Raw genomic sequence first — 13,890 nt, 5'->3', positions numbered from 1 at the left:
TCGTAACTGTACAAAAAATGTCAATATATGTTTTTTTAGTACTTTTCTTAAAGTTTTTCAAACTTTTTTATAATTTTTTGTTAAATAAGACTATTTTTATCACAATATTTAACAAACCATAGCATTTTTTAAACCAAAACAACAATTACCATGAAAAAAGTTGCAATTTTATTTTTTCTATTTAACACACTTTTAATTTTTGCGCAGAAGCAAATTTCTGGTGTAGTAAAAGACAACACGGGAACCCCTCTGCCCGGAGTAAACATTATTGAAAAAGGAACCAATAATGGAACATCTACTGACAGTGACGGGTCATACAAAATCACAGTAAAGGAAGGCGCCTCTTTGATCTTTACGTATTTAGGTTACACAAGCATTACAAAAACAGCCAATACATCCCCAATTGATGTTGCATTATCCGAACAAGGAGAACAAAATCTAAATGAAGTCGTCGTCACAGGATCGCGGGCCGCAGCCAGAAGTAATACCACCAGTGCTCTCCCTATTGATATTCTTTCCTCCAAAGATTTAACTTCGACAGGACAAGCTACTTTTGATAAGGCGCTGCAATACAAAATTCCATCTTTTAATACGGTGCAAACTCCTGTTAATGATGCCACCTCATTACTGGATCCTTATGAAATTAGAAATATGGGACCAAGCAGAACTTTAATCCTTATAAATGGTAAACGTAAAAACCTAAGTTCTTTGCTTTATGTACAGACTTCTCCGGGGCGTGGAGAAACAGGTGCTGATATTTCTGCAATTCCAACAGACGCTATCGAAAGAGTAGAGATTCTTCGTGATGGAGCTTCGGCACAATACGGTTCTGATGCGATTGCCGGAGTTATGAACATTATTTTAAAGAAAAACAACAATGCCGGATCTTTAACTTTAAGAAGTGGTATTACTTCTGAAGGCGATGGAGAAATGCTTGGCGTAAGCTTAAACAGCGGTACTACAGTTGGCGAAAAAGGCTTTTTAAATTATACCATCGATTTCTCTAAAGTAAATCTGGCAAACAGACCTGGAAAAGTTGATGCCGAAGGTGAAGCTGGAGATTTTGGAGCCGATATTGCCGATGTTCAGGCCTATCTTGCTAAATATCCTGATGCAAGAAACATCAATGGATCGCCGGAAACTGCATCAGCAAAATTCTTGATTAATGGTGGAAATGAAATTAGTGAGAACACCAATCTTTACTATAATGCCGCTTATGTTTACAAAAAAGTAAACTCTTTTGCCAATTTTAGAACACCTTATTGGAGACCTTTGGCAGATGACCCCTATCTAAATAATTTCTTCGGAAACGGTGATCCAAACAATCCGTCGTATGCTGGTTACGGCCCAACGTTTGAAGGAGATTTAAATGACTATAACGGTACATTAGGCTTTAAAACCACTAAAAATGGCTGGAATACCGATGCCAGTGTTACAGTTGGAGGCAACAAACAAATTTATATTGTAAATAATTCTGTCAACAGATCTGACATTGTAGATGCGGACGGAAATAATGTTTATAGAGAAAACAGCCCAATTTCTTTTAAACCAGGAGGAACTTCATTTAATCATGTTGTTGGAAATATCGACGTTTCTAAAATTATTTCTGATAAATTGAGTATTGGTTTTGGATCGGAATTTAGATCTGAAAACTTCTCTGTTATTGAAGGAGATAAAGCATCTTGGGACGGAACAGGAGCTGACTCTTTTGCAGGTAACCGACCTGAAAATTCTGGAAAATGGAACCGATATAACGTAGGTGTTTATCTGGATGTCGCTTTGGATATTACCAAAGACTTTTTAATAAACGGAACTGTCCGCCATGAGGAGTACAGCGATTTTGGAGGCGCTACAGTTTGGAAAGCAAGTACCAGATATAAATTTCTTGATGATAAAATCACTTTGAGAGGATCTGTTTCTACAGGTTTTAGAGCACCTACTTTACATCAGATTTATACCCAAAAATCACAATATTCTTTTGTTGCTGGACAGGGAATTCAAATCAGCGGTATCATCAATAATATTTCGCCTCAGGCACGTCAATTAGGAATTCCTTCTTTAGATCCAGAAAAGTCAACTAACATAACAGTTGGTATTGGTGCTAAACCTTTTACAAACTTCAATTTTACAATCGATTATTACAATATCAAAGTTGAAGACAGAATCGTATTAGGAGACAGACAAGATACTGCATTTGGTAATGTAGCTTGGTTCTCTAACTCTTTTGACTCTAGAACATCAGGTTTAGACGTTGTAGCAAATTACAACAACATCGGAATCGGTGAAGGTAAATTAGGTTTTAATGTCTCAGGAAATATTACTTTAGAAAATGAAAGAATCTCTGATGTAAGAAACAATTCATTTGGTGATATTTTAAATTCGTTGACCTTTACTTCAAGACCTGATACAAAATGGATTCTTGGTATCAACTACGAAATTGGTAAATTTGGTTTTTCTTTGAATAATACCTATTTCGGAAAAACTACTTTTAATCAAGACGGTCTTGATGAAAACTTAAAAACAGAATTTATTCCAAAAATTATTACTGATTTAGGTATTAATTTTAATGCTACAGAAAAATTCACGATTGCATTTAACGTAAACAACTTATTCAACATTTTACCAGAATGGAAATTTGTTGCAGAAAATGCAGCTGGAGAAGCTATACTAGCAGATCCTGCACAAACAAAAACGCAGTCAAACCTGATTACTTTCAATCAGCGTTACTCTAGAATGACTTATGATGGTTTTCATTTCAGCCAATTAGGAACTATGTTTAACTTATCATTAAACTATAAATTCTAAAAAAAGAATTCGAATTTTATTGAATCATATCCAAAAGGGTTGTCTTACGGCAGCCCTTTTATTAATTTTATGTTTAAAACTGAAAAGCTATGGCAAATTTATACGACGGCAAAATGGCCGCAATTTATGATGCAATGTACCAGACTTTTGTGGATTATGATGAAGAATATGCATTTTACAACAATCTCATTCAGGAAAACAACGGCTCTAGTATTCTAGAAATAGGAAGCGGAACTGGAAACCTGGCCAAACGATTCGCAAAAAACAATCAAAATTATCAAGGTCTTGATTACAGCGATGATATGATTACAATCGCCAGAGAAAGAAACCCAAATTCTTCCTTTACACAAGGAGATATGCGCGATTTTAAACTTAATACTTTATTTGACGCTATTTTAATTACCGGAAGATCTACAAGCTATTTAATCACAAATGATGATATAAATAGAACTTTTGATTCGCTCTATAAAAACCTAAACGACAATGGAATCATCATTTTTGATTTTATTGATGCCAATCGTTTTATTCCTTTTACAAAAGAAAATCCTTTAATAGTTCATGAAGCGGTTTATGAAAACGTAAACTACAGAAGAGAAAGCCATTGGAACACCAATACCGCCTTAGAAAACTTTATGCTGGAATGGAGTGCAAATTACTTTACTGTAATAAATGACAAAAAAGAACTGCTGGAAAAAGATTTTTCTACTGTTCGTGTTTTTACACTTAATGAAATAGAGCTGTTTCTTTATCTCAGTAATTTTGAAATAATTAAAACTATTGACCGAAAAACGTATGCTTATGACACCTATGTTATTATAGCAAGAAAAAAAGTCTAAACTTACAATTTAAACTCTAAAGATGCGATGATTGCTTTTTCTTCATCAGTTGCGGTAAAACCCGAAATATCCCAGTAATTTGTCAGGATTTTATTCTTTTTATTAAAAAGTGATTTTTCTTTAAAAACATCGCTTTCACTATACGTAAAATTCTGTTTGTTAAATCCGGTTGTCACAAAACTGTTTCGAACTTGTATATTTTTTGCTTTTTCTTTCTGTATAATAGTATAACCAATTTCTTCATTAGAGTTCAAAACATAATAATCCGTTCCGTCCCAGCGGTAATTTACTTTTACAAAAGATTTGGTCATGTTTTTATCGCCTTCTTTTGTTTTTTCTTCGATTTTATCAAGATTAGACGGCGTTACCGAAATCGTAAACTCTATAATAAGTTTCAAAGCCGGATCATAAATTATCTCGAAATTATCGACTGCTTCTTTTGCTTTATCCAATGGAGTTACAGACATTACATAATAATCCTTGTTGGTAGAATGGCCTTTTATAGTAAAATCATATTCTTTTTTTGATTTTGAATCTAATAAAGGATCAAAATATTTAAAGTTGGAATAATTCTCCATTATATCATTCAAATTATAACCTCTTAAGTCAGCGCTGATATCGGTTTCTAACAATCCATAAGATCTGTTTTGTTCTACAAGTAATGTAGTTGCATTATTATTTTTATCGAACTGAAAATTAACCAATCCATCATTATAATAAGAATATTGATTGTCCAGCATAAAAAATTCTCTCACATACACTTTTTGTCTGTGCGAAATACTAATTTTTTTGGTCGAATTATTTACCAATTTCTGCAATATTCTATCTGGAGCTTCTTTAGACAAAACAACTTCATCTAGTTTGTTGTTTTTACTTTTTAGGTAAATAACAAATTTTTGATCTCCATTCAAAGACGTCCAGCGTACTGTCAAATCTTCATAATTAGTTTCAGAAACCTGTACGTTAGAACCGCCGGTTAACATAAAAGTCACCTTTCCCTCTTCATTACTTAATAAAATCTGCTGTGTTTTCATTATTACAACCGTAGCATTTTCTATTGGCTCCAGTGTCTCTATATCCTTAACAATTATAGAATACTCCTGATTTTGTGCAGAAATGTTAATATTAAATAATACGACAAATAAAAGTATCAATTTCTTCATACGCGTTATTAAATTTTCAACTAAAGTATTAATTTTTTAACAATAAAGCAACAGTCAAAAAATAAAACATTCGTTATCAAGACAGTAACTTTTGAAAATACCTGATTTCAGGGTAAAAAAAAACCTGAGCTGAGACTCAGGATTTTTCTTATATATTGTAAATACTGCCATTTTTTACTCGAAGTTTTTATAAAATCGGGTACAAAAAATTAATGAAAGCAAAACAAGAATTAATTCATTATTGCATTAAAATGCAGAATAAACCAAAAATTTTAATTTATTCATTATGCAGGAACGCCTGACGAGCTAATAAAGTCTCCTCATCTTCTACATGATTATCATCTGGAACACAGCAATCAACAGGACAAACTGCTGCACACTGCGGTTCATCGTGAAAACCTTTACATTCTGTACATTTTCCTGGTACTATATAATACACCTCGTCAGAAATAGGAGTTTGCGCATCGTCTGCATCTACTTCAGTTCCGTCTGGTAAAATTATGGTTCCAGAAAGACTTGTTCCGTCTTTATATCTCCAATCATCAGCTCCTTCATAGATTGCTGTATTTGGGCATTCTGGCTCGCAAGCCCCACAGTTAATACATTCGTCAGTTATAATAATTGCCATCGTTTTTGTCGTTACTTAGTTAAAAGTTATATAGGATTTGTAGATTAAAGCAGTAAAGATTTCAATCTACTTTGCCTTATAACGTAATATAGCTTATTTTTGTGCAAAATTACAATCAAAACAATTCATAAACAAACATTATGACATTAGAAACAAAAAAAAGTGTTTTTGTTGAATTAGGAAAATTTTTAAGTCAGTTTTCTGAGAACGAATCTGCTGCAAGAGCAGATGTTTTACACAACGCTGCATTCTTTGATAATTTCGAAAAACTAATTCATTTATCACAATCTCATAATGGCTGGTACACACCAGAACAGGTTTATTTTGCGATTCAGTCTTGGGCAGATGCTTTAACAGAAGAAAATATTTCTAAATGGCTGTCTAAGTATTCTTCAGACTTCGACTCCGCTCAGTCTGACAGCAAAACAGTTGCTTTGATTTTAGCTGGAAATATTCCGTTAGTGGGTTTTCATGATTTTCTATCCGTTTTAATTACGGGTAACAAAGCTTTAATCAAAACTTCATCAAACGATCAGCATTTACTGCCGTTTTTAGCAAAATACATTATAGCTGTCAATCCAGAATTTGAAAATAAAATCACTTTCGCAGAAGGAAAACTGGAGAATTTTGATGCTGTAATTGCAACCGGAAGCAATAATACAGCACGTTATTTTGAGTATTACTTTAAAGACAAACCGTCGATCATTCGTAAAAACCGAAATTCCGCCGCGATTCTGACTGGAAAAGAAACCAACGAAGAACTGGAAGCTTTAGGTGAAGATATTTTTCGCTATTTTGGATTAGGATGCCGTAATGTGTCTAAACTTTTTGTTCCAAAAGGCTATAATTTTGATACTTTTTTTCAAGCTGTCTTTAAATATCAGGACGTGATTCACTACGAAAAATATGCTAATAACTACGATTATAATAAAGCGGTTTTCTTAATGAGTAATTTCAAATTATTGGATAACGGATTCCTTACTTTAAAAGAAGATTCCAGTTATGCTTCTCCAATATCGAGCGTTTTTTATGAGTTCTACGAAAATGTGGATGCGCTTAAAAAACGTCTTACAGACGATTCAGAACAAATTCAATGTATTGTAAGCAGCAATTTAACAGCCGACAGTATCGCTTTTGGAGAAACCCAAAAACCGCAATTGTGGGATTACGCAGATAATGTCGATACTATAACGTTTTTGTTAACAACAAAGTAATAAAATGTTTAATTATTTCGAATATTTTAACGCTTTTTCGGCTCTTATTAACGAAATTTGCGTCTTTAAAATTTTCGACTATTAACAACAACCATGAAAAAACACAACTACAGCGCAGGACCAAGTATCTTACCCCAAGAAGTTTTTGAAAAAGCATCAAAAGCAGTTTTAAATTTTAACGATTCAGGACTTTCTATTCTGGAGATTTCGCACCGAAGCAAAGATTTCGTGGCCGTTATGGATGAAGCTCGCTCCCTTGCTTTAGAATTGTTAGGTCTTACAGGAAAAGGATATCAGGCTTTGTTTTTACAAGGCGGTGCAAGTACTGCATTCTTGATGGCTCCTTATAACTTGATGAAAGAAAACGGAAAAGCAGCGTATTTAGATTCAGGAACCTGGGCAACTGCAGCTATTAAAGAAGCTAAGAATTTTGGAGAAACTGTTGTGGTGGCTTCTTCAAAAGAAGAAAATTACAACCATATCCCAAAAGGTTACACAATACCAAGTGATGCAGATTATTTTCACTGCACCAGTAACAATACCATTTTTGGAACTCAGATGAAAGAATTCCCAGCAACAAATATTCCTGTTGTCTGCGATATGAGTTCTGATATTTTTTCTCGTCAATTAGATTTTTCAAAATTTGATCTTATCTACGCTGGAGCTCAAAAAAATATGGGACCTGCAGGAACTACTTTGGTAGTAATCAAAGAAGAAATTCTGGAAAAGACCGGCAGAACAATTCCAAGTATGTTAGATTATGCTAAACACATTAAAGCAGAAAGTATGTACAATACACCTCCTGTTTTTGCTGTTTACGTTTCCCTTTTAACATTACAATGGATTAAAGAAAAAGGCGGAATCGCTGCTGTTGAAAAATTAAACAACGAAAAAGCAGCTTTACTTTATGCTGAAATCGACAGAAATCCATTATTTAAAGGTGCAGCAGCTGTTGAAGATCGTTCTGCAATGAATGTAACGTTCTTATTGAACAATCCAGATCACGCAGCGGCATTTGACGCATTATGGAAAGAAGCAAATATTTCTGGATTGCCAGGACACCGTTCTGTTGGTGGTTACAGAGCTTCGATCTACAACGCTATGCCGATTGAAAGCGTTCAGGTTTTGGTAGATGTAATGAAAGCGTTAGAATCTAAAGTTTAATCGTTGCTGCGTTTAATCGTTAATTTGATTTAACTGTTTAATCGCACTAATGTTTACTTTAAAATGACTGCTGAAAACAAGAGCCCTAGCCCTGATAGAAGCGGAAATCCTTTTATTTTTTTCCTTTAAAAAAATAAAAGATTGCAGCGGATAGCAGGAAACAGCTCCAAATTCAAAAAAAAGAAAAACTTATAATAGCTGGCTCGTCGATTAAACAATTAAGCGATGAATCAAATAAAAAATATCACACAATGAAAGTATTAGCAAATGATGGAATTTCTAAAAGCGGAATTCTAGCCTTAGAAAAAGGCGGATTTGAAGTAATAACTACAAAAGTTGCTCAAGAACAAGTAGCTAACTTTATTAATGAAAACAATGTAGACGTAATTTTGGTACGCAGTGCGACTAAGGTTCGTAAAGATATTATTGATGCTTGTCCTGGAATCAAAATCATCGGCCGCGGTGGTGTTGGTATGGACAATATCGATGTTGAATATGCAAAAAGCAAAGGAATTCACGTAATTAATACTCCTGCTTCATCTTCAGAATCTGTAGCTGAGCTGGTTTTCGGACACTTATTTAACGGTGTACGTTTTTTACATGATTCTAACAGAAATATGCCTCTAGAAGGAGATACCAATTTTGACGGCTTGAAAAAAGCGTACGCAAATGGTATTGAGCTAAGAGGAAAAACGCTTGGAATTGTTGGTATTGGCCGTATTGGTCAAGCTACTGCAAAAATGGCTCTTGGACTAGGGATGAAAGTAATCGCAGCAGACAGCTTTATTCCAGAAGTGGATATTAAAGTAGAGTTTTTTGACGGACAGTCAATTACAACTAAAGTAGTTTCTCAATCTTTAGAATCTTTATTTAAAGAAGCTGATTTTATTACACTTCACGTTCCAGCTCAAAATGGTTACATCATTGGCGAAAAAGAACTTGAAATCATGAAAGATGGTGTAGGAATCGTAAACTGTGCTCGTGGAGGTGTTATTGATGAAGTTGCTTTAGTAAAAGCTTTAGATTCAGGAAAAGTAGCTTTTGCTGGTTTAGACGTTTTCGAAAACGAACCAAAACCAGAAATGGCAATTTTAATGCACTCTAAAATTTCGCTGACGCCGCACATTGGGGCTGCAACAGGAGAAGCACAAGACAGAATTGGTACTGAATTAGCATCGCAAATTATTACTTTATTAAGCTAAGTAATAGAAAAATAACTTACCTTTAGAGGGATTTACTATAAAATTGTAGTAAATCCCTTTCTTTTTATATATTTTTGGCGTGTAATTTTAAACTCTCAATATCATGTTTGAACAATTAACCCAATTAGTAAAACAATACGGAGGCGACGCTGTTGTAAACAACGCAGCCATACCAAATGAACAGAATGAAGCGGTTATTAACGAAACCAGTTCGTCTATATTCAGCAGTCTTCAAAAATTAGCATCAGAAGGCGGAGGTGAACAATTGGCGGGGTTATTCAGCGGAAACACAGCAATAGACAGTACAAATCCTGTAATACAGCAGATACAACAGCAATTGAGCGGGAGTCTGGGCGAAAAATTCGGATTAAGCAGTGCCGATTCTACAGGAGTTGCCTCGAATATGATTCCTCAGATTTTGAGTTCTTTAATAAATAAGGCAAAAGATCCTAAAGACGGCAGTTTTCAAATTTCTGATATAATTTCGGCAATTTCAGGAAACAGCGGACAAGCTTCTGGAATTATGGAAACGATTTCTAAATACGGAATGCAGTTTGGCCTTGACCAAAATAATGATGGAAAAGTAGATGTAGCCGATGTTTTGGTAGTAACGAAAAGTAAAGGCGGTATTGCCGGATTTATTGGTAAGTTATTTGGAAAATCGAGCTCTTAACTGCGTTTTGCAGTGAAGCCACAAAGTTTTTATAAGCCTCTTTATTGAGGCTTTTTTCTTTTTTAGAATAACGAGGTTTTTGACGCGAAGACGCAAAGCTTTTATAGTTTCGTTTTTACAAAAAAGCAGAAGACTTCTAAACGTTTCGTGAATTCGCGTCCAAAAAGCTTTGCACTTTCATGCCTTAGTACCTATTAATTTTTTTTTGTAACTTTAAGTCATGAAAAAGATCGTTATTATATTATTTGTTCTTCTCTTTATAATTGCCTGCTCTACGGCATCAAAAAGCATTGCAGACAGCTCACAGCCTGCTAAAACCGGAAATGATACAGTGAGAATTGCAAATGACTCTTTGGAATATGAAGTTATTATTATCGACAACGGTTTTAATACTTGGCTGGCTTCAAGAGCACTTCCTAGAAATTATTATTCGCTGGCTTATTTAGAAAATAAAAACTATTTGTATGTAACCGAATGGAACAATCGTGTTTTACAACCCAATCGTTACAGTCCAAATCTTTATGAAATGACGATCGATTACCAGCCGCAAATTCGTTACGGATACGAAGTAAATTATTTGATTTATAATTACATGATTTATTTTCAAAATACTTACAAACAAAAGCTCGGCGGATACGTGCCGCAAAGATAATGTTGCTATATTTGTAATGATTATTGATAAATAATGGACAAGTTAAAAAAACGCTGGGGCATAACCTCAAATCTACAAGCCATAGTGATATTTATTGTTTTTGCCATCACAGGATCGGCATCTGCATGGATCTCTAGACCTTTTTGTGACTGGGTAGGAATACACAAAGAGGATTTGGGAATCGTTTGGTTTACTTTAATCCGTTTAATAATTATCCTTCCTGTTTACCAAGTTTTACTTGTTGCCATCGGAACTTTTTTTGGACAATTTCGTTTTTTTTGGAATTTCGAAAAGAAAATGCTCAAAAGAATGGGACTTGGTTTTTTATTTAAAGATTAACTTTCTAGTCTTTTTTTAGCCGCCAAAACGCTAATAATCAAAGTTTCCTTTTTTTTTTCAGAGAGACAATTTAAAATTATAGCAGAAACAATAATCTTCGTATCCTGTTATTTTTTCTAAATCTTGTTTTTTTTATTACTCCTTCAAATTATAACTATTTTCTTTTTTAAATTCTCTTTTCCAATTGGAAACAGAGCAAATCTCCGCATTCATCAAATATATACTTCTCAAAAAAAATATATTAAAAAAATACATATCATTTTTTTAATCACAAAATAATAAGAAAACAACAACCAGAACAGGATGGTACAGGATGGTTTTATTGTAAGCATTAACAATCTTTACAATAGTAATATTGATTTTAAAAATTGATTTTCAATTAATTAAAACACTATTACTACTTACTTACTAACCAAACCACCATTAAAATGCTGAAAAACTACTTGAACCTCTATGTAATGACGGCAATTGGTCTCATTACATCATTTACAACTGCTTTTGCCCAAAATCCTATTGTAAAAATAGATTTTGATCAATCTGGAAGACCCAAAACCGAAGTAAACGAACCCGATTATACAGCTTGGGTTATTGCTTCTGGAAATACCAGTACCTATACCGAAAACGGAGTAACTTTTACCATTACCAGAGTGGGAGACAAAGGAGACGCACTAGGAACCAATTGGTACAAAGCCGGAATACAAGCGCCTTATTATGCAAGATTAATTAGTGACGGACTCACAGTAAAAGGAACAACTGCAAATCTTGGCGCTCAAATCGAACTCAAAATAAGCGGTTTAACAACAGGCCAGCACACTTTACTGGCTTTTTTTAATGCGGTAGACAGTCCGACAACCAATACTTTTAGTCCGATTGACATTTCTGTAGACGGGACTCTAGTGGTAAACAATTTGATTCCGTCTGTTAGAGCAACCAAAACCGCAGATGCAAAATCTACCTATTTAAAATTTCAAGCCACTACAGGGACAGATGTTGTCTTGTTATTCGCAGCAGAAACTTCTGGAACGGAAAACATAAAAAACATTATGCTCAATGGTTTTGAATTAAATACACCTAATATTTTTTATCAATCAACCAATCCAAATCCAAAACACAATGACGAACACGTCGAATTGATTTCTGGCGGCAAGACTTTACAATGGACTGCAGCAGCAAATGCCGTTTCGCATAATGTTTATTTTGGCACAGATCAAACTGCTGTAGACAATGCAACGACTTCTTCTCCAGAATACAAAGGCAATCAAGCCCTTGCTAATACTTCTTATCAAGTAAGCAGCTTATATACTGGCGCAACTTATTTTTGGCGTGTGGATGAAGTTTTAGCAGACGGAATTGAAAAAGGAAATATTTGGCGTTTTCGTCCTGCCCAGCTTGCTTTTCCTGATGCTGAAGGTTACGGACGTTTTGCTCGCGGCGGACGCGGGGGCAAAGTTGTTGCCGTAACCAATTTAAACGACAGCGGTCCCGGAAGCTTTAGAGAAGCTGTAACTAATGATATTGGTCCTAGAACAATTGTTTTTAATACTTCGGGAGTTATTCAACTTACCTCCCGCCTTGTTCTAAGCCAGCCATATGTAACTGTTGCGGGGCAGACTGCTCCTGGAAAAGGAATTACGATTCGCTCTGCTCCTTTTGGTGTCACCGGAAACGATGCCGTAGTACAAAATCTAAGGGTAAGAATTGGTGCCGGTCCTACTTTTGACGGAATGGGATTAACTGGTGCCGACAACAGCATCATCGACCACTGCTCTATCAGCTGGACAATAGATGAATCGTTTAGTTCGCGATCAGGAAAAAACATTACACTGCAAAGAACGCTAATCTCTGAGGCGCTCAATGCAGCCAATCACCAAAATTATCCTGCTGGAACAGAACACGGATACGCAGCAACGATTGGGGGCGATATCGGAAGTTTTCATCATAATCTGCTAGCGCATTGCTATGGACGAAATTGGTCGCTCGGAGGTGGATTAGACGGCAGCGGGGCTTATGCAGGAAGAATGGATATTACCAATAATGTCGTATACAATTGGGGAAACAGAACCACAGACGGCGGTACCAAAGAGGTCAATTTTGTAAACAATTATTACAAACCTGGAGCGGGTTCTAAAATATTCACTGCATTTAACCAGCAGAATGAAGGTGCTGGGACAGGAACACAGCAGTGTTATTTTAACGGCAATGTAATGCCGGGCCATTTTGACGAAAACAACCAGACAGTTGGCAGAAAAGCTTCTGGAGTAGCAATTACTTTTGAAAATTTTGTCAGCACACCTTTTTTTCCATCTTATGTAACTACGCAGTCTGCCAAAAATGCTTATAAAATAGTACTTTCTGATGTGGGCTGTACGCAGCCTGAATTCGACGATCATGACCAGCGAATCATCAACGAAACTTTGAACGGAACCTATTCTGCCGTAGGGAGCGTAACCGGAAAACCAGGCTTTCCCGACAACGAAGCCGATGCAGGCGGATTTGAGGTTTATCCTGTTGTAACCCGCGATACCAATTGGGATTCTGACCAAGATGGATTACCAAATTGGTGGGAAAACATTATTGGCACCAATATAAATTCTGCAACAGGCGATTTTTCGGATTCGAATGCCGATACCAATAACGACGGCTACACCAACTTAGACGCTTATTTACAATGGCTGTCGCTGCCTCATTACGAATCTCCAAATGGAACTAAAATTGACATTGACATTCAAAAATTATCCCGCGGCTTTACAAATGGTGTTTCGTACACGGTTTCAAATGTTGTTAACGGAAATGCAGTCTTAAACGGTAATATCGTCGCTTTTACCCCAACAGCAAACGGTTTAGGATCTTTTGAATTTACAGTGACCGATTCTGAGGGCGGTACTATGAAACGAAAAATAAATACAGTGAGCGGTCTAACATTAAACTTAGACAGAGAAGAAACCAAAAAAGATTATTACAGTGCTTTTAACGTATGGCCGGTACCCAGCAGTGGCTCATTTTCTGTAGTGTTAAACGATGAAGAAATAGAAAATGCCGACCTTAGGATTTATGATGTTTCGGGAAAAGAATTATACAAACAAAAAATAAAAGGAAAAACTCAAGAAAACATTCAACTGCACTCAAAAGGTGTTTTTCTAATAAAAATTAGTAATCCTCAAACCAAAAAAACAGAATATGTAAAGAAGATTATTATTCAATAAATTTGCCCCAA

The 13,890-nt window shown here is 35.3% G+C and carries 11 protein-coding genes; 9 read left to right on the top strand and 2 right to left on the bottom strand.

The window, feature by feature from the left end:
- Positions 1-150 precede the first annotated feature (150 nt).
- Both C4F50_RS02730 and C4F50_RS02725 read left to right on the top strand, forming a co-directional pair.
- Complete coding sequence (locus tag C4F50_RS02730) at positions 151-2,805, top strand: TonB-dependent receptor (protein ID WP_193844891.1); 2,655 nt, start codon at positions 151-153, stop codon at positions 2,803-2,805.
- An 89-nt stretch (positions 2,806-2,894) separates the two neighbouring features.
- Positions 2,895-3,641 (top strand): class I SAM-dependent DNA methyltransferase, encoded by a 747-nt coding sequence (locus C4F50_RS02725; protein WP_193844890.1) that lies wholly within the window; start codon positions 2,895-2,897, stop codon positions 3,639-3,641.
- Between the two features lie 2 nt (positions 3,642-3,643).
- On the opposite strand, the gene C4F50_RS02720 is transcribed toward C4F50_RS02725, so the two are convergent.
- Positions 3,644-4,804, bottom strand: coding sequence for a peptidase associated/transthyretin-like domain-containing protein (locus tag C4F50_RS02720; protein WP_193844889.1), 1,161 nt, complete (start codon positions 4,802-4,804; stop codon positions 3,644-3,646).
- Between the two features lie 277 nt (positions 4,805-5,081).
- A complete protein-coding gene (locus tag C4F50_RS02715; RefSeq protein WP_193844888.1) occupies positions 5,082-5,432 on the bottom strand; it encodes a 4Fe-4S dicluster domain-containing protein in 351 nt (116 codons plus the stop codon).
- A 140-nt stretch (positions 5,433-5,572) separates the two neighbouring features.
- Here C4F50_RS02715 and C4F50_RS02710 point away from each other — a divergent pair, with 140 nt between their 5' ends.
- The 7 genes from C4F50_RS02710 (at position 5,573) to C4F50_RS02680 (ending at position 13,879) form a co-directional block, all read left to right on the top strand.
- Positions 5,573-6,646, top strand: coding sequence for an acyl-CoA reductase (locus C4F50_RS02710; RefSeq protein WP_193844887.1), 1,074 nt, complete (start codon positions 5,573-5,575; stop codon positions 6,644-6,646).
- A 93-nt stretch (positions 6,647-6,739) separates the two neighbouring features.
- Positions 6,740-7,810: a 3-phosphoserine/phosphohydroxythreonine transaminase gene (serC, locus tag C4F50_RS02705; RefSeq protein ID WP_193844886.1), complete on the top strand. Its 1,071-nt coding sequence runs from the start codon at positions 6,740-6,742 to the stop codon at positions 7,808-7,810.
- Positions 7,811-8,061: 251 nt separating this feature from the next.
- Positions 8,062-9,012, top strand: coding sequence for a D-2-hydroxyacid dehydrogenase (locus tag C4F50_RS02700; protein WP_193844885.1), 951 nt, complete (start codon positions 8,062-8,064; stop codon positions 9,010-9,012).
- Between the two features lie 103 nt (positions 9,013-9,115).
- On the top strand, positions 9,116-9,685 hold the full coding sequence (locus tag C4F50_RS02695; protein WP_193844884.1) for a hypothetical protein: 570 nt from the start codon (positions 9,116-9,118) through the stop codon (positions 9,683-9,685).
- Between the two features lie 220 nt (positions 9,686-9,905).
- On the top strand, positions 9,906-10,337 hold the full coding sequence (locus C4F50_RS02690; protein WP_193844883.1) for a DUF6146 family protein: 432 nt from the start codon (positions 9,906-9,908) through the stop codon (positions 10,335-10,337).
- Positions 10,338-10,370: 33 nt separating this feature from the next.
- Entirely contained in the window at positions 10,371-10,676 is a 306-nt protein-coding gene (locus C4F50_RS02685; protein WP_193844882.1) for a DUF6787 family protein, read from the top strand.
- Between the two features lie 428 nt (positions 10,677-11,104).
- Positions 11,105-13,879, top strand: a complete 2,775-nt coding sequence (locus C4F50_RS02680) for a T9SS type A sorting domain-containing protein (RefSeq protein WP_228011943.1) — start codon at positions 11,105-11,107, stop codon at positions 13,877-13,879.
- Positions 13,880-13,890 lie beyond the last annotated feature (11 nt).

The organism is Flavobacterium hungaricum (assembly GCF_015182285.1).
GTDB classification, from domain to species: domain Bacteria; phylum Bacteroidota; class Bacteroidia; order Flavobacteriales; family Flavobacteriaceae; genus Flavobacterium; species Flavobacterium hungaricum.
This window is presented reverse-complemented; position numbering and strand designations above follow the sequence as displayed.